We start from the raw sequence: 17,356 nt of genomic DNA, 5'->3' as shown, positions 1-17,356 counted from the left end.
TGCCACAATGAAATGTCAGCTTGTTATTCTGGAGTCAGGGTTGATGAAGAAGAAGAACGGCACACCAATGCCTCACGATGCAACGTTTCGACAATTTCTCTCGCAGCCCGAGATTGCACGTGACTTTATGGAATTGCATCTTCCCGCCGAATTACGCGCTATTTGTGATCTGAATACATTGAAACTGGAATCCGGCTCTTTTGTGGAAGACGACCTTCGCCAGTATTTCAGTGATGTTCTCTACAGTCTGAAAACGACACGAGACGAGGAGGGCTATATCCATGTACTGATCGAACATCAGTCCTCCCCGGATAAACTGACGGCTTTCAGATTACTGCGGTATGCGGTGGCGGCCATGCAACGTCACCTTGAAGCCGGCCACAAAAGTCTGCCGCTGGTGATTCCTGTCCTCTTCTATACCGGGAAACGTAGCCCCTATCCCTAATCGACCCGTTGGCTCGATGCATTCAGCGATCCCGTACTGGCTGCCCGACTCTATGCCGAACCCTTCCCGCTGGTGGATGTCACCGTGATTCCTGATGAAGAAATTGCGGGTCATCGCAGTATGGCCGCGCTGACACTGCTCCAGAAGCATATCCATCAGCGTGATTTTGCGGAGCTGATGGATACGCTTGTCCCGGTATTGCTGGCAGGCTATCTTTCTTCATCACAAGTCATATCATTGATACACTACATTGTGCAGACAGGGGAAACTTCGGATGCCGAAGCCCTGGTCAGAGAACTGGCACAACGTGTGCCGCAACATGGAGACGAACTAATGACCATCGCGCAGCAGCTCGAACAAAAAGGCATCGAAAAGGGCATTCAGCTGGGACATGAAGCGGGTCGTTCTGAAGGGGAACGTGAAGCTACCCTGAAAATTGCCCGTACTATGCTGCAAAACGGCCTGGATAACGAGACGGTAATGAAAATGACGGGTCTTAATGCGGATGATCTGGCGCAGATCCGTCACTGAGAATCCCCTTGACCGGTCAGTGATAAAGAGCCGCTTTTATCACCATTGAGAGACTCACTATCCGTAATATCTTATCTGAAACGGCGCGCTTTCCTCTTTGTGTTTTAGCCTTCCTGCGAGTAAAAGCTGTCGCATCATCTCTCATCACCGCGCGCTGAAAATATTTGCCTTAGGGCATTGTATATTGCAAAAAGCCCCTTTATTGTGTGGTTAAAATATATCGATAATGAAGTTAACCTTTTGTAACTAAATTAATCGAAATAAAGAAGCTTTTAATTTTTTAACTATTTTCACATTAACTACGCAATAACAATATTTTAAACTTTCGGGACTTTTTTTAACTACTTCTCCACGTTAATTGTAGATTCCGAATGATTAAATCAACTAAATTCGTACCTGCACTTTCGCTTGCAGCGTTACTCGTTTCTTCAGTCACCCATGCTGAAAATTCACCAGAAAAAACAGACGTTCTGCTGATCGGCGGCGGTATCATGAGTGCTTCTCTGGGCACCCTGCTGGAAGAGCTACAACCGGGCTGGAAACAGATCATGGTTGAGAAGCTTGATGGTGTGGCACTTGAATCCTCGAATGGCTGGAATAATGCCGGTACCGGCCACTCCGCCAATATGGAACTGAACTACACGCCTGAGCGTGCTGATGGTTCAATTGACGTGACCAAAGCGCTGGAAATTAACGAAGCCTTCATGATCTCCCGCCAGTTCTGGAGTTCTCAGGTGAAAGACGGCGTGTTAAATAACCCGCGTTCATTTATCAACTCTACGCCGCATATGAGTTTTGTATGGGGCGATAATGTGGATTATCTGACTAAGCGCTACGCGGCGTTGCAGAAAACCGTCCTGTTCCAGGGTATGCAGTTCTCCACCGATCACAAACAGATTGCGCAGTGGGCACCTCTGGTGATGGAAGGTCGCGACCCTCAACAAAAAGTGGCGGCAACCTGGACGCCTGTCGGGACCGACGTTAACTACGGTGAAATTACCCGTCAGTTGATTGGTAGCCTGAAGAAACATGATAATTTCCGTCTGGAAACGTCTTCTGAAGTCACTGACTTCAAACGTAACAGCGATAACTCCTGGCACGTGACCATCAAAGATGCCAAAAATGGCGGCGAACGCACGGTAGACGCAAAATATGTGTTCATCGGCGCGGGCGGCGGTGCGCTGAAGTTACTGCAAAAAACCGGCATTCCCGAAGCGGATAATTATGCAGGTTTCCCGGTTGGCGGCTCATTCCTGGTCACCAAGAACCCGCAGATTGCTGAGCGTCATTTAGCCAAAGTTTACGGTCAGGCTTCTGTGGGTGCGCCACCGATGTCCGTTCCACATCTTGACACACGCTACTTCGATGGCAAACGTGTCGTGTTGTTTGGACCTTTCGCCACGTTCTCAACCAAGTTCCTGAAAAACGGTTCGCTGTTTGACTTGCTGAGCTCGACGACGACTCACAACTTTATGCCAATGACCCATGTGGGCCTGGATAACTTCGATCTGGTGAAATACCTGATTGGTCAGGTCATGTTGAGCGATGATGACCGCTTTGCTGCGCTGAGAGAATACTATCCTGATGCGAAGAAAGAAGACTGGACGCTGATCCAGGCCGGTCAACGTGTACAGATCATCAAGAAAGATGCAGAGAAAGGTGGCGTGCTGAAACTCGGTACAGAAATCGTGACCGATCAGCAGAAAACCGTTGCTGCACTGCTGGGCGCATCGCCAGGCGCATCAACCGCTGCACCTATTGCGATTAACGTTATGCAGAAACTGTTCCCGGAGCAATTCAAGTCTGCGGAATGGCAGGAAAAAATCCGTAAAATTGTTCCTGCTTACGGTCAGAAACTGAACGACAATCCTGCACTGACCCAGCAGGTGTGGGATGAAACGGCTGCAACGCTGCAGCTGACGAAGCCACCGGTTATTAACATTGGCACTAAGCCTGCTGAAGCTCCCGCGGCGAAAAGTGATAAAACACCTGAACCAGCGAAGCACGATATGGCGCTGTAATGCCATAATATGAAAAAGCCCGCGTCAGTGATGACGCGGGCTTTTTTACGTCTGAAGCGTGCGCGCAATCTTCATCAGGTTTTATCACGGCGCCAACTGGACCACGGATCTTCATCGGATGACGGTGCGGAATCCGGTTGCGCGTCATCCCGTGAAGCCAGGTACAGGGCTTCCACTTCAGCACGCGCCCAGGGCGTCCGGCGAAGAAACTTCAGGCTGGACTTTACACTGGGATCGTTTTTAAAACAGTTGATATTGATACGCTTGCTCAGTTCAGCCCAGCCATATCGTGCCACCAGGCTGTTGACCTGCATTTCAAGTGTAATACCGTGCAGGGGATCGTTAGAGACGTGAGCGGTCATGGTCTTTCCGGTAAATGCTGTAAAAGTCTTATCCTGCAGCACGATGCTGCGTGGCGCAAGTCAGTTCAGTCAGGGGCGCGGTGGGGCGACATTGTCCACCGACACGCTAAGCCTTGCGGACAGTCTTCACAAATAAATAAGGCCGGTAAAAATTACCGGCCTGAGTCAGGCAGAATAAGAAAGGCTTACAGTAATGACTGTGCTGTTTTCTCCAGGAGTGCCAGCAGGACAGTAATGTCCTCCAGGGTCACCGTTGGGTTCAACAACGTCATTTTCAGGCAGGTCATACCGTTATGCTCGGTCACGCCGACATTGGCCCGGCCGGATTCCAGCAATGCATCGCCGATGCGCTGGTTGAACAGCGCAATGTCAGCATCGCTCCAGCCCGCGGACTGATGTGGGCGATAACGGAACAGGACGCTCGCCAGCTGAGGTTTCATCACCAGCTCCAGCGCATCCTGCTGTTCAATAAACTGCGCAACCTGCTGTGCCAGCGTGACGCCGTGATCGATAATTTCGGCATACTGTTTCTGGCCCAGCGCTTCCAGTCCCATCCACAGCTTCAGCGCATCGAAACGGCGCGTGGTTTGCAGAGATTTTGATACCAGGTTTGGTACGCCCTGTGCCTCATCAAATTCAGAGTTCAGGTAAGCGGCCTGATAGCGCATCAGCTCATAGTGACGGGCTTCTTTTAACAGGAAAGCGCCACAGCTGATTGTCTGGAAGAATTGTTTATGGAAATCCAGCGTAACGGAATCCACCAGCTCCAGACCATCCAGGTAGTGACGATATTTCTCGGACAGCAGCAGCGCGCCGCCCCAGGCCGCATCAACGTGAACCCAGATGTGCTGCTCAGCCGCCAGCCTGACAATCTCACGTAACGGATCGATAGCACCGGCATCCGTTGTGCCCGCCGTCGCGACAATCGCCAGCACCTGCTCGTTGTTGGCTTTGGCCTGTGCCAGTTTCTGAGCCAGGTCCGTCATATCCATGCGCGCAAACTCGTCGCATTTCACCAACGTGACCGACTGGTAGCCTAAGCCGAGCAGGGCCATATTTTTCTGCACTGAGAAGTGCGCGTTTTCCGAACAGAAAACTTTGATTTTTTTCAGATCGCCAGTCAGGCCGTCCTGCTGCACGGAATGACCCTGACGGGCAAAGAAGGCATCGCGTGCCAGCATCAGCCCCATCAGATTGCTCTGCGTGCCGCCACTGGTAAAGACGCCTGCATCACCCGCCTGATAACCAACCTGCTCGCGCAACCACTCGATCAGCTTCATTTCGATAAGCGTGGCAGAAGGTGCCTGATCCCACGAGTCCATACTCTGGTTCGTGGCGTTGATCAGTACTTCAGCGGCCTGGCTGATAACCAGACTTGGGCAATGTAAATGCGCAACACACTGTGGATGATGAACAGACAGGCTGTCTTTCAGGAAATACTCAATCGCGCGCTCAATGGCGGCCTGGTTACCCAGGCCTTCTGGATTAAAGTCCAGCTTGATGCGTTCGCGGAGTTCTGCAACCGTTTTGCCCTGATACATTTCAGGCTGTTCCAGCCACTTAACAACGGCCGCGCTGCTTTGAGCGATAGCCTGCTGATAAGCCTCGGTGCTTTGCACCGAGGACGCCAGAATAGGATTTGACCGTGACATCGAACTTACTCCACTTAAACTGCTTCGACGCCTGCGGCAAGCAGGGCGTTTTCAAACTTATCCAGGAAAACCTGAAGCTCATCATGGTTGATCAGCAGAGAAGGCAGCAGACGTAATACGCTGCCGTGGCGGCCGCCACGCTCCAGAATCAGACCATTTTCGAAGCATTTTTTCTGCACCAGCGCAGACAGATCGCCATCAGCCGGGTAGCAGCCCATGTGATCCTGTGCTTCGTTTGGTTTGACCATTTCGATACCGATCATCAAACCCAGACCACGGACGTTGCCAATCGCAGGATAACGTTTTTGCAGCTCGGCCAGTTTGCCTTTCAGCCACTCACCTTTTTCTGCCACGCTGTCAGCGATGTTGTTTTCTTTCAGCAATTTCAACGTTGTCAGACCGGTTGCCATGGCCAGTTGGTTGCCACGGAATGTACCGGTATGGTGGCCAGGCGACCAGGCATCAAATTGCTTTTTAATACCCAGTACGGCTAATGGCAAACCGCCACCGACGGCTTTTGACATAACGATAATGTCGGGTTCAATGCCGGCGTGTTCAAAGGCAAAGAATTTACCGGTACGGGCAAATCCGGCCTGAACCTCATCCAGGATCAGCAGAATGCCGTGCTCCTGGGTGACTTTACGGATACGTTGCAGCCACTCTGCTGGCGCAGGATTGACGCCGCCTTCACCCTGAACGGCTTCCAGGATGACCGCAGCCGGTTTACGTACGCCACTTTCAACGTCGTTGATCAGGTTTTCGAAGTAGTAGGTCAGCGCTTTAACACCGGCTTCGCCGCCAATGCCCAGCGGGCAACGGTAAAGGTGCGGATAAGGCATGAACTGCACTTCCGGCATCATGCCGTCCACGGCTTCTTTCGGTGACAGATTACCTGTCACTGAAAGCGCACCGTGGGTCATGCCATGATAACCGCCGGAGAAGCTGATCACGCCTGAACGGCCCGTGTGTTTTTTCGCCAGTTTCAGCGCGGCTTCAACTGCGTCCGCACCAGAAGGACCAGTGAACTGCAGGCAGTACTCTTTGCCCTGACCCGGTAACAGAGAGAGCAAATATTCTGAGAACGCGTCTTTTAATGGCGTGGTCAGATCGAGAGTATGTAACGGCAAGCCGCTGGTAATGACATTTTGGATGCTTTGCAGTACGTCAGGATGATTATGACCCAACGCAAGCGTTCCGGCACCGGCAAGACAGTCAAGATACTGTTTGTTCTCAACGTCTGTGATCCAGACACCATTAGCTTTTGCGATCGCTAACGGCAATTTACGCGGATAACTTCGAACATTTGATTCAAACTCGGCCTGGCGGGCCAGATAAGACTCATTGTTACCGTTTAATGTATTCGCATTCAAACTATCAATACGGACTTTATCCGTCATCATATCTCTCCTACAACCGGGCGTGGCATCACGCTGCAGTTGGATAAGTGAATAAAATTTAGAACTCATGTTAAAAACGCGGCCAATATATTGTTTTTTAACACAGGACTCAATGATTAATTTTATGTCTTTTTATTAATTCATTTGTTATATAAAACAGTTGCTTACCGTTAATTTCGTCACTAAGTAAGCAACTTTTCTTAAAACAGATAATCAATAAAGTGCCAAAAAACACGCGCTTATCGGATCACGCATGCGTTTTACTAAGTAAAAATAAAGTGTGTTAGCAACCGTTTCGGTGCGGATAAGCGATAAAATTTGAGATTAATCAACCATCAAAATGTAAAACGTGCGCCATAGAGATGAAACAATATAAGGATAAGAGTAAATAGAATTATAACTTCTATTTAACATTCCTTTAATGTCGGTGGGCGTCAACGCCACGCTGTTGTTGCGGATGCGGTTAACGCAGCAGTTTTACAAAGTGATGAATATCAGACATCACCTGCTCGACTCTCTCAGGCGAAGACTTAATACTGAGCAGATCGGCATAGCCATTCAGCATGGCGTTGAGCTGACGCGCGCTGCGCGCAACATCCTCAATCCGAAAGTATCCCTGTGCGACGCCAGCCTCAAGAATGCGACAGAGCAGGGCATCCCAGCCGGCCGTAATTTTATCGGCCAGTCCGGCATAATCATCGTGATGGCCAGCCATCTGCCACACTGAAGCATAAAGTTGCCAGCCGGAATCCGCCGCATCAGGAATATGTCCTTCGATTAAACAGTATAGTTGCTGCTCAGGATCCAGCGCGGCCAGTTCACGGGCGAAGTCGTCGAGTTCGCCTTGCATAAAGCGCTCCAGCGCCGTTAAGGTCAGCGTGTGCCAGTCAGGAAAATAGTGATAGATATGACTGCGTGAAATGCCCAGCGTCGCGGTGAGCTCGCGTGTGGTGGCCTTTTCGAGCCCCTTTTCAAGAAAAAGCGCGACGGCGCCCGCCAGAATTTTTTCTTTCAGTGTTTCCCCGGCGGATTGGGTTGATGCTTTCATCCTGACTCCTGAATTAACTTCGAGCAATCAATCAATTATGATGCTCTGGTACTTGAGCGAACGCTCAGTTTTAACAGTTTACAAAAAGAAAATCATGTGTTCTTCCAGAGCGACACTACCGAATACCGCGCCACATACCGCCATTGCAACCCTGAAAACGCTGGGGCGACGTCACAGTAAAAAGTTGATTCTCACCCTGTTGCGGGTCATGGCGGAAAATGTCACCAGTTTGCTTTACCCGCTGTTAGGGGTTCGCGATTAGTGCCATTATCACCGTGCATGCGCTCCAGGCCATGCTTCATGCGGTAATGGTCTTTACAATGTGGGGAAACGGTGCGGCAAGGCGTAGCGTGGAAACCCGAACTTTTGCACGGATCTATGCAGAGTTGGCAGTGCCGGTGACCGTGGCGCAACGTGAAGCGTAATGCCTCAACGGTTGCTGCTTCTGTGACGCTGTCACGTGAGTTTGTCGACTTTTTGAGCTGCATCTGCCTGTCTTAATAACATCCGTTGTATCCATCAGCGGTGCCGCCATCGTGTTGCTGGCAATTGCGTTCTGGACGAGCGTCGGCTGCCCGATCATTTTGCTGAGCCTGGCATGTTTCCTGCCGGGATTCTCACACAAAAATAAAGCCTTGTTTGGCCGGCTAAATAACCGACTGGATAAAGAGGTCAGCTTGCCGCTGGGACAACGCGCAGGATAGCCTGACGTAACAGGTTCACAAACCTCACCCGTCTCAACGGTCAGTACCGCTTCGTATCAAATTTGTTTACTATCCATTTAATATATTCATAACCCAAATAACCATCTGGTTTAACGATTGCCAACAGGATAACGCTGTCCAGGCGCTGGTGAAGGATAACAAAGCATCATGCTGGGTTTACCGCTAACAGGAACAAGATTTCTTGCATGCTTAACGTAAAGGACAGTGGTTGACTTGTCGATAGAGTTAATCAGAGCAGGCCGTCGCAGTCATCACTTCGTCAAGTTTAGCGATGACGTAAGGCAAAGCATCCAGGACGCGATGCATTCTGGCAACACGCTATTCGTATGCCTAAGAAGGATTTGCTGCCAGAGAAAGGCAGCTTTTTGACTGGATAATATGATGAATCACTATTCACGCCGGCGCGTGCTGAAGATGGTTGGGCTTGTCGCTGTGGCCAGTGCGACCGGCCATCTGTTCCCTTTGGCGCCTCTCAACGCCGCGCAACCGAACATGCAGGCAGATGCCCTTGATGTGTTTATGCTGGTTTCACAGCAACTGACACAACAGAGTGAGCTCAATGACACGGTAGGCAGCGCGCTGTTTGATGCGTTCAGTCAGACGCAGAAAAACTTCAGCGCGGCACTTTTTCATCTCAGCAACCTGTTAACGCATCAGCCCGACCTGTTACAACAGGCACGCCTGCAGTTTGCTGAAACTGAGGCGGCGAGCGCCAGACTGGCCGGGGCGATTCTGAGCAGCTGGTATACCGGCATTGTCGGCAAAGGCAAAAATGCGCGCTATATCACCTATATCAACACGCTTGCGAATCGGGTCGTTAACGACAAACTGGTTCCACCGAGCTTCTCCTATGGCGTCTGTGGCAGTTGGGCGAGCCAACCGTGACCCTTTTCAAGAGTAATGTTATCCATGAAGAAGAATAATTCGGCTGATGTGGTCGTTATCGGCGCAGGCGTGAATGGCGCGTTGCTGGCGACGCGTCTGGCGAAAGCCGGAAAGTCCGTTATCCTGCTTGAATCCGGACCTAAGGTCAGCCGTGGAGAACTGGTGGAGCGCTTCCGCAGTTCTGCCTTTAAGTCTGACTTTATGTCACCGTACCCCTTTTCACCGATGGCACCCCAACCGCGCTATACCCCAGAACCCAATGATTACCTGCAGCAACTGGGACCTCAGGCATTTAATGCGCAATATATTCGTATTTTTGGCGGCACCAGCTGGCACTGGGCGGCTCAGTTGTGGCGCTTTGTCCCGAATGATTTTCAGCAACATTCGCTGTATGGCGTGGGAAAAGACTGGCCGATTAGCTATCAGGATCTGGAACCTTATTACTATGAAGCCGAAGTCATCGCTGGCGTCGGCGGATCGCCGGACAACGGCTCGCCTCGCAGTAAGCCGTTTCCGATGGAACGGGTGCCTGCCTCCTGGTTGCAGCAACGTGTCACGGCCCGACTCGCGCCAGACTTCACCGTACTGGATGACAGTACCGGCCGCAACAGCCGAAGTTACGATGGTCGACCGGCCTGCTGTGGAAACAATAACTGCATGCCCGTGTGCCCCATTGACGCGCAGTATCACGGTGGCCTGGCCGCTCAGCAGGCGGAAGACAGCGGCGTACAGGTAATCACTGAAGCTGTCGTGTATCAACTTGAGCACGATGCGCAGGGGCGGATTGTGGCCGCAAACTATTATGACTGGAATAAAACCCGCCATCGCGTGACGGCGCAGACATTTGTTCTGGCGGCCAATGCGATTGAAACGCCTAAGCTGCTGCTGATGTCCACCAGCGAGAGATTCCCACAGGGCATCGGCAATGCCCGGGACACTGTGGGCCGTAACCTCTGCGATCACCCCGCGATTGGCGTGACGTTTGATGTGGATGAAGAGATCTGGCCCGGACGCGGCCCCGTCAGCCCGTGCTCAATCGGGCAGTTCAGGGACGGTGAGTTCCGTCGTGAACACGCGCCATTCCGTCTGGATATTTCCAATGCCTCGCAGGTCGCCGCGGTAACGAAAGAAGTGCTGGAGGAAGGCTATTTTGGCAAAAAACTTCAGGAACAGATTCGCTTCCGTGCGGCACGTCGTCTCAGCATAAAGAATGCCCTGGAACAGCTCCCGGATCCCACCAACCGCGTCACGTTAAGCAGTAACAAAGATGCTCTGGGGCTGCCTACCCCGGCACTGTACTGGAATGTGGACGAGTATGTGCAAAAGGGCACGGCGAAAACCCGTGAATGTTATGACGCGATTGCCGCAAAGCTGGGCGCGACCAATATTCGCCACAGTAAAAGCGGCAAATTTTCTAATCGCCAACATATTACTGGCACGTTGTCGATGGGCCTGGATCCCGCTACCAGCGTCACGGATGCCTGGGGACGGGCGCACGATCATGAAAACCTGTTTATGGTGGGCACTGGCGTGATGCCCACGGTCGGAACCTGTAATGTCACACTGACCGCGATGGCGCTTGCGTTGCGCACGGCTGATAAAATTTTGCAGGAGACGCAGCATGGATAAGTTACTGAGGCGCCTGGTGGTGCCGATTGCCCTTATGCTCAGCCTCATGCAGACCACTGCGCATGCCGAAAGCCAGGGCGATCTTATTAAGCGGGGAGAATACCTTGCCGTAGCCGGGGACTGCGCGGCCTGCCATACAGAAGAGGGCAAAGCACCGTTTACCGGTGGCCATGCGATTGGCAGCCCGTTAGGGATCATCTTCAGTACCAACATTACGCCTTCAAAAACGGCAGGCATTGGTCACTACAGTGAGAAGCAGTTTGCCGATGCCTTACGCAAGGGCATTCGCGCGGATGGCAGCCATCTTTATCCGGCCATGCCGTATACCGCCTATGCCCGGATTAACGACAGCGATATCTCCGCGCTTTATGCCTATTTTATGTACGGTGTAAAAGCAGATGATACACAGCCAGAAAAAACGGCGTTGCCGTTTCCGTTTAATCTCCGCTTCAGCATGGCGGCGTGGAATCTTCTGTTCCTTGACGGCAAGCCTTTTACTCCCGATCCCAGCCAGTCTGCTGAATGGAATCGCGGCGCGTATCTGGTGGAAGGGTTAACCCACTGCAGCACCTGCCATACGCCACGTAATTTCCTGATGGCGGAGGAGTCGGATAAATCGTTACAGGGCGCTTCTCTCGGGACCTGGTATGCGCCAGCGATTACGTCTGCTGCGTTACAAAGTGACGATCAGTGGTCACGCGAGTCGCTGGCAGCCTATCTCGCCAGCGGTCACGCCGATAATGGTGCAACGGCGGCCGGTCCGATGCTGGAAGCCATCGACAAAAGTTTTTCGCGGATGACGCCGGACGATCGGGCGGCTATCGCGACCTACCTGTTGCCTGCTGTCGATCACGAAGACGACAGCACGGATGCCGATGCCGACAGCGAGGAGCCCACTGTCGGTCTGACGCCCGTCACCGGGGACGATACACCTGATATGTTATCGGATATGACGGACGGCGAGCAGATTTACCGTAATAACTGCGCATCCTGCCATAACCTGGAAGGACAGGGACTTAACGGCCTGCCTGCCTTAACCAAACATCCGGTACTGGAGAAACCCAATGCGGATAACGTGGCGATGGTCATACTGGACGGTGTCTGGCCTGCAAAAGGGCAGGGCATGCTCAGTTTTGCCAAGACCTTAAATGACACACAAATTGCCGATGTCACGAACTACGTGATGCAGGACATCGGCAACAGTGCAGTGCGCATCACTCCGGCGCGCGTGAAAGCATTGCGTCAGGGCGGTGAGCCTTCACTGCTGCTGCCGCTGGTCCGGGGGGCGATGGTCGCAGGCGTGCTGGTGGTCATTGGGGGGCTGTTTTGGTGGTGGCGTCGTCGACGTTAAGGCATTTTCCCCTCTGTCTCTGAGGGCAGAGGGGAAACCTGATAATCAGCTCACTCGCCCTGCCGCATTATGCTTCCACCGCCGGAGAAGATTCTCTTTCCTCTCGCTGACATGCACAGCATGCGCGTGAAAGCGTAACCGTCATCTACACTAAACACAGTTGGCAGAAATGGCCTGTGTGGTTGTCATTGTTAACATGTTATTTCTGATATGTTGCGGTATCCCATAGCGAAAAAACGGTAAACCGGCATGGAATTACGTCGTAAAAAAGATGCTGCAATGATGCGCCTTTCCCCGCTGCTCAGAAGCATAACACTGGCCTGTAGTTTACTGACGCTGGGCGTGATTGTGGTTAATGCCTGGACGCTGCACATGGACTGGCAGAGAACCGTCCGGTCAACCGAGGAGCGTGCGATTGATCTCTCTGTCGCACAGGCCCGTCAGGCAGAAGATACCTTCTTGCAAATCGAACTTTCTCTGCGCGAGGTACAGCGCGTTATTCAGTCCCAGCCCGGAACGGATATTGACGTGGCGGAAGTCAATAACATCATGCGCACCTTACAAAGTCGTCTTCCTCAACTGGAGGACATGTTTTACTTTGACTCACAAGGGCGATGGATAGCCAGTTCGCTTACTGAGATGCCCAAAGGAAATAACAATGCTGACCGGGAGTATTTTATTTTCCATAAACATAATCTTCGTAGCAGCGTGCATGTCGGTCCCGCGCTCCGCAGCCGCAGCTCGGGACGCTATGTCATCCCGGTATCCTTACGGATTAATGACGACTATGGCGGCTTCAAAGGTGTGCTGCTCGCCACGATTAGCATTGATTATTTCCGCCATTATTACGATTACTTTGTTATCGGCCCGCAGGATTTACTGGTGCTTATGCTGGCAGACAGTACGGTGCTGTATGCGCGCCCGTTGCCAGACAGCTATATCGGCAAAAACCTCTCCTCCAGTCCACTTTTCCATCAGTTATTAGCCAACGCCGAGCGCGGAAGCGGCCAGTGGAAAGCCGAACTGGATGGCGAAAAGCGAATATTTGGTTTTGTCAGCTCCAGCTGTTATCCGGTAGTTGTGACCGCGGGATTTGATACCAAACGGCTTTTTTTAGAGTGGATGCAAAGCCGCGTGCAGGGGGTTTTACTGAGCCTTGTGCTGCTGGTGGGCATTATTCTGCTCTGGATATTTATCCGGAATGAAGCCAGGCGCAGCCTGCGTTATCAACTTGAACTGACGCATCTTCGCGATGAGCTCACCGCCGCGAATCAGTCGCTGAAGAGTCTGGCAAACGCGGACGGGCTTACAGGGCTGGCAAATCGTCGCTATTTCGATCAATTCCTGAAAAAAAGCCTGCTCCATGCGCGCAGCAGCGGCGGGCCGGTGTCGCTGATCCTTTTCGATATCGACTATTTTAAACGCTACAACGATACTTATGGCCATGTGTCAGGTGACGAATGCTTACAGCAGGTCGCCCAGATACTGAAAACGTTTGCCCAACGTCGCACGGATATCGCGGCCCGTTATGGCGGCGAAGAATTTGCGATTGTATTGGCCGATACGTCGGCCCGGGATGCGTTGACCGTTGCCTTAAGTGTGGTCGAGACCGTCAGACAACAGGCTATACCTCATGTCTCAACGGGGCTCACAACGGGGTGCGTTACGCTCAGTGCGGGGGTGGCGGCTACGGAGGCTGGCGAAGGGCCAGAGCATGCAGAATCACTGATCAAGCGTGCGGATGATGCCTTGTACCGGACAAAACACGAAGGGCGAAACGGTGCTAGTCTGTAACGTCGCGCCATTCAGTGCCGCTGCCCGGATCAGCACCGGGCAGCGGTGTCTTATTTGTCGCTACCGAAGCCTTGCTTATGCAATGCAGGCAGGACTTTGGGGAAATAGATGTGTTGGTAATAGCCACTCACGCTGTCACTCCAGCTTTCGCCGTCGGCGCGGCCTGTATCTTTCCAGTGCTGCACCATCTCGGCGTTATAGTGGGCAATCTGCTGTTCCAGGCCTTCGGTATGGTAGCTTTCCTCATGGCGGAAAGTCTGCATTGGCAGGCGTGGCTTCTGAAACGCGGGTTGATCAACATAGCCGATAACCACACCTGCGACCGGGAAGGTATATTCTGGCAGGTTAAGCAGTTCGATCATGGCGTCAGGATCGCGGCGGATACCACCAATCGGCACAATGCCCAGCCCTTCTGAACGGGCTGCAGCCATGATGCTTCCCAGGGCAATACCCACATCCGTCGAGCCAGAAACAATACTTTCAATGCTTTGCTGGGCAATTTGCTCTTTGCCTACGGCGGCCATCGCCATCCGTGATTTATGCATATCCAGCACCACAGTGATAAAGACAGGGGCTTTAGCGATCCACGGTTGGCCGCCCGCGATTTGCGAGATAGTCTGGCGTTTAGCCGGATCGCGTGTCACCACCAGAGAAACCTGCTGTGAGTTTACGGAGGTAGGCGCGCGATAAGCAGTGCTGATTATGCGATCCAGAATGGCATCATCGACCGGCTGATCGGTGAAGCTTCGTTCGCTTTTGTGACGGGTAAACAGGTTAATTATCTCGCTCATCATCTCTCCTGACATCATCCTTTAAAAATCGTGTCGTGAGGATAACAAAAGAGTGCGCCGTGCTCTTTAACCGTACTGGCTTTCACCCGCCAAAACAGGTTAACTGCCTTCAAACGAATCAGATCAGGTCCTGTCAGCAGCACGACACGAAGGGCGTCGATAGCCTGTCTGCACGACGCTTAACCGTCTCTGCACCTTGCAGAACCGTTAGCCGCCATAATCACATCACGTTCTGTCATTCTGCTGACACTTTTCAGCCATAAATCTTTCATTTTGCTCCGCTAGCTTACTGCCATTCTCATTGGCAGAGCGGCGAAGCTATGAGCCATTTGGCGCTTCACAACATCACTAAACGCTGGGGCGAAAAAACTGCTCTGGATAACATTTGTTTCGAAGCGGAAGAAGGAACCTTTGTAGCGCTGTTAGGTCCGTCAGGCTGCGGTAAGTCGACGCTGCTTCGGACGATCGCCGGACTGGAAACCGCGGATGAGGGAACGGTCAGTTTCAGTCATCGCGATATCACGCGACTGCCGCCATCAGATCGCAAACTTTCAATGGTTTTTCAGTCGTATGCGCTGTTTCCGCATCTCAGCGTTCGCGAAAATTTGCTGTTTGGTTTAAAAGCGCGCGGCGAGGACAGGCAGACATTTGCTGACCGCCTGAGCCGCGTCAGCAAATTAATGGAACTGGAGACATTGCTGGATCGGTTACCTGCACAGCTTTCGGGCGGCCAACAGCAGCGCGTTGCACTCGGACGTGCCGTGATTGCCAACAACACCTTATGCCTGATGGATGAACCCCTTTCTAACCTGGACGCGAAGCTGCGCCAAAGTATGCGTCGCGAAATTCGTGCGCTGCAGAGAGCGCTGGGCCTGACGATGCTCTATGTCACCCACGATCAGACGGAAGCGATGAGCATGGCTGACCGCATCATTCTGCTAAATGACGGCCGGATTGAGCAGCATGATACGCCAGACAACCTGTATAACAATCCGGCCAGTATTTTTGCGGCGCAGTTTATCGGTGCGCCGCCAATGAATATTCTGCCGCTGACCTCTGTCAACGGCAGGCACTTTTTGAGCCAGCTCACTCAGCCTGTGGTCAGCGAGTCATCTGAGACGGCGCTCAGTCTGGGGATCAGGGCGGAAGATATCCAGTTCATTGATCCTCAGAGTGCGGGGTTGACTGCCAACGTCGTGAACTACGAATACATGGGCGCAGATACGTTAGTGGTCTGTCAGCTAACAGGCAGCCAGGCCGTTTTAACCGTTACCGTGCCGGGCATGAAACGTTTTAACGAAGGTCATCTGGCCGGGCTGCAATGGCCTGTCGATAAGCAATACCTGTTTTCCACTGCGAGCGGTAAACGCTGTTTACACGCTGAACAGCAGATGTCTGCCTCTTTCAAACAATACGCCGTTTAACTTTTACCTAAGGGAAAATCATGCCAGCCATTCGTCTGTCACGTTTGCTTTCAGCCTTACTTATCGCGACGAGCACGGCAGTCTTTGCCGCCGAGCCGGTCAAACTGCAAATGTATTACCCTATCGCGGTCGGTGGGGAGATCAGCCATACCGTCGAAGCGCTGGTGGCCGATTTTGAAAAAATTCATCCTGAGGTCAGCATTCAGCCTGTTTATACCGGTGACTACGCCACAACGGTTACAAAAGCCTTAACCGCCTTTCGTGGCGGGAATGCGCCGCAAATGGCGGTCATTGGTGATATCGAAGCCTACTCTCTGATGGATGCAGGGGCTATTGTGGCGGCCAGCGATCTGGCTCAGGATGACGCCGGTAAAAAATGGATCGACAGCTTTTACCCCGCTTTTTTGCGCCACATCAACGGCAAAGTCTGGGGCGTGCCTTTTCAGCGCTCGACGGTGGTGTTGTACTGGAACAAACAGGCGTTTGAAAAAGCGGGTCTGGCTGCTGATACAGCGCCTGCGAACTGGCAGCAGGTGGTGGATTTCGGTAAAAAACTGGTCGTGAAAGACGGCGATAACGTCAGTCAGTGGGGCATCGAAATCCCGACGACGCCCAATGGTTACTGGGTTTTCCAGGGTTTTGCGGCCACGAACGGCGCGCATCTGGATAACGGCAAGGGCACAGCGGTCTATTTTAATACGCCCAACAATGTCGAAACGCTGCAATGGCTGACCGATTTAGGCCAGAAGGCGGGCGTTTCCCCGAAAGGCGCGATTGCCTGGGGCACGACGCCACAGGATTTCCTCAGTGGCAAAACGGCCATGATGGTTACCACCACCGGCAACCTGAGTGTGGTGCGCAAAAATGCCAAATTCCCGTTTGGTGTTGCCATGTTGCCTGAAAAAACACAGCGCGGTAGCCCAACGGGCGGCGGTAATCTCTACGTTTTCAAAAGTGCTTCACCAGAACAGCAAAAAGCCGCCATGGAATTTATCCGTTGGGTCACCGCGCCAGAGCAGGCGGCGCGCTGGAGTATTGCGACAGGCTATGTCGCTACCTCCCCGGCAGCATGGGAAACGCCAGCGATGCAAGACTATGTGAAGCAGGTTCCTCAGGCGCTGGTCGCTCGTGAACAACTGAAATATGCCCAGCCTGAACTCTCTACCTACAACAGTGTGCAGATACAGGAAGCCCTGAACCATGCCATTGAGGCGGCGGTGACGCAGTCTAAAACCCCGGCTGAGGCACTGGAAGCGGCACAGAAGCAGGCCGATCGTTTACTGAAGGCCTATCAGTAAGGG

At 52.5% G+C, this 17,356-nt stretch carries 13 protein-coding genes and 2 pseudogenes; 10 read left to right on the top strand and 5 right to left on the bottom strand.

Going from position 1 to position 17,356, the window contains the following annotated elements:
- Positions 1-43: 43 nt before the first annotated feature.
- A pseudogene (locus tag C1N64_RS21985) lies at positions 44-976 on the top strand (Rpn family recombination-promoting nuclease/putative transposase).
- A 371-nt stretch (positions 977-1,347) separates the two neighbouring features.
- Entirely contained in the window at positions 1,348-2,997 is a 1,650-nt protein-coding gene (gene mqo / locus C1N64_RS21980) for a malate dehydrogenase (quinone) (RefSeq protein WP_394515543.1), read from the top strand.
- 74 nt (positions 2,998-3,071) lie between these two features.
- On the opposite strand, the gene C1N64_RS21975 is transcribed toward mqo, so the two are convergent.
- The 4 genes from C1N64_RS21975 to C1N64_RS21960 form a co-directional block, all read right to left on the bottom strand.
- A complete protein-coding gene (locus C1N64_RS21975) occupies positions 3,072-3,359 on the bottom strand; it encodes a VF530 family protein (RefSeq protein WP_033742281.1) in 288 nt (95 codons plus the stop codon).
- 185 nt (positions 3,360-3,544) lie between these two features.
- A complete protein-coding gene (locus tag C1N64_RS21970) occupies positions 3,545-5,011 on the bottom strand; it encodes a pyridoxal phosphate-dependent decarboxylase family protein (RefSeq protein ID WP_006122076.1) in 1,467 nt (488 codons plus the stop codon).
- Positions 5,012-5,025: 14 nt separating this feature from the next.
- Complete coding sequence (locus tag C1N64_RS21965; RefSeq protein WP_039339318.1) at positions 5,026-6,408, bottom strand: diaminobutyrate--2-oxoglutarate transaminase; 1,383 nt, start codon at positions 6,406-6,408, stop codon at positions 5,026-5,028.
- Between the two features lie 463 nt (positions 6,409-6,871).
- Positions 6,872-7,456, bottom strand: a complete 585-nt coding sequence (locus C1N64_RS21960; protein ID WP_205954630.1) for a TetR/AcrR family transcriptional regulator — start codon at positions 7,454-7,456, stop codon at positions 6,872-6,874.
- 94 nt (positions 7,457-7,550) lie between these two features.
- Between C1N64_RS21960 and C1N64_RS21955 the strand changes: the two genes are divergently transcribed.
- The 6 genes and pseudogenes from C1N64_RS21955 (at position 7,551) to C1N64_RS21930 (ending at position 13,840) form a co-directional block, all read left to right on the top strand.
- A complete protein-coding gene (locus tag C1N64_RS21955; protein WP_232371852.1) occupies positions 7,551-7,718 on the top strand; it encodes an ABC transporter six-transmembrane domain-containing protein in 168 nt (55 codons plus the stop codon).
- Positions 7,719-7,749: 31 nt separating this feature from the next.
- Positions 7,750-8,160, top strand: a pseudogene (locus C1N64_RS21950) (ABC transporter six-transmembrane domain-containing protein).
- 402 nt (positions 8,161-8,562) lie between these two features.
- Positions 8,563-9,066, top strand: coding sequence for a sugar dehydrogenase complex small subunit (locus C1N64_RS21945; protein WP_205954676.1), 504 nt, complete (start codon positions 8,563-8,565; stop codon positions 9,064-9,066).
- A gap of 24 nt (positions 9,067-9,090) precedes the next feature.
- The gene (locus C1N64_RS21940; RefSeq protein ID WP_033742278.1) at positions 9,091-10,695 is read left to right on the top strand and encodes a GMC family oxidoreductase; all 1,605 of its coding nucleotides are present in this window, start codon (positions 9,091-9,093) and stop codon (positions 10,693-10,695) included.
- The gene (locus C1N64_RS21935) at positions 10,688-12,046 is read left to right on the top strand and encodes a cytochrome c (protein WP_226374862.1); all 1,359 of its coding nucleotides are present in this window, start codon (positions 10,688-10,690) and stop codon (positions 12,044-12,046) included. Before C1N64_RS21940 ends, C1N64_RS21935 begins: the two co-directional genes overlap by 8 nt.
- Before the next feature lie 249 nt (positions 12,047-12,295).
- Positions 12,296-13,840, top strand: coding sequence for a sensor domain-containing diguanylate cyclase (locus C1N64_RS21930; protein WP_367144071.1), 1,545 nt, complete (start codon positions 12,296-12,298; stop codon positions 13,838-13,840).
- Positions 13,841-13,890: 50 nt separating this feature from the next.
- Here C1N64_RS21930 and C1N64_RS21925 read toward each other — a convergent pair whose 3' ends face one another.
- Positions 13,891-14,631, bottom strand: coding sequence for a nitroreductase family protein (locus C1N64_RS21925; protein WP_006122082.1), 741 nt, complete (start codon positions 14,629-14,631; stop codon positions 13,891-13,893).
- Between the two features lie 320 nt (positions 14,632-14,951).
- Here C1N64_RS21925 and C1N64_RS21920 point away from each other — a divergent pair, with 320 nt between their 5' ends.
- Positions 14,952-16,055 carry an ABC transporter ATP-binding protein gene (locus C1N64_RS21920; RefSeq protein ID WP_205954631.1) on the top strand — a complete coding sequence of 368 codons (1,104 nt, stop codon included), beginning with the start codon at positions 14,952-14,954 and terminating at the stop codon, positions 16,053-16,055.
- A gap of 20 nt (positions 16,056-16,075) precedes the next feature.
- Positions 16,076-17,353, top strand: a complete 1,278-nt coding sequence (locus C1N64_RS21915) for an ABC transporter substrate-binding protein (protein WP_039339326.1) — start codon at positions 16,076-16,078, stop codon at positions 17,351-17,353.
- Positions 17,354-17,356 lie beyond the last annotated feature (3 nt).

This window comes from Pantoea sp. SGAir0215 (assembly GCF_043543215.1).
Note: the sequence above shows the minus strand (reverse complement) of the source record. Positions and strands in the feature narration are given on the sequence as shown.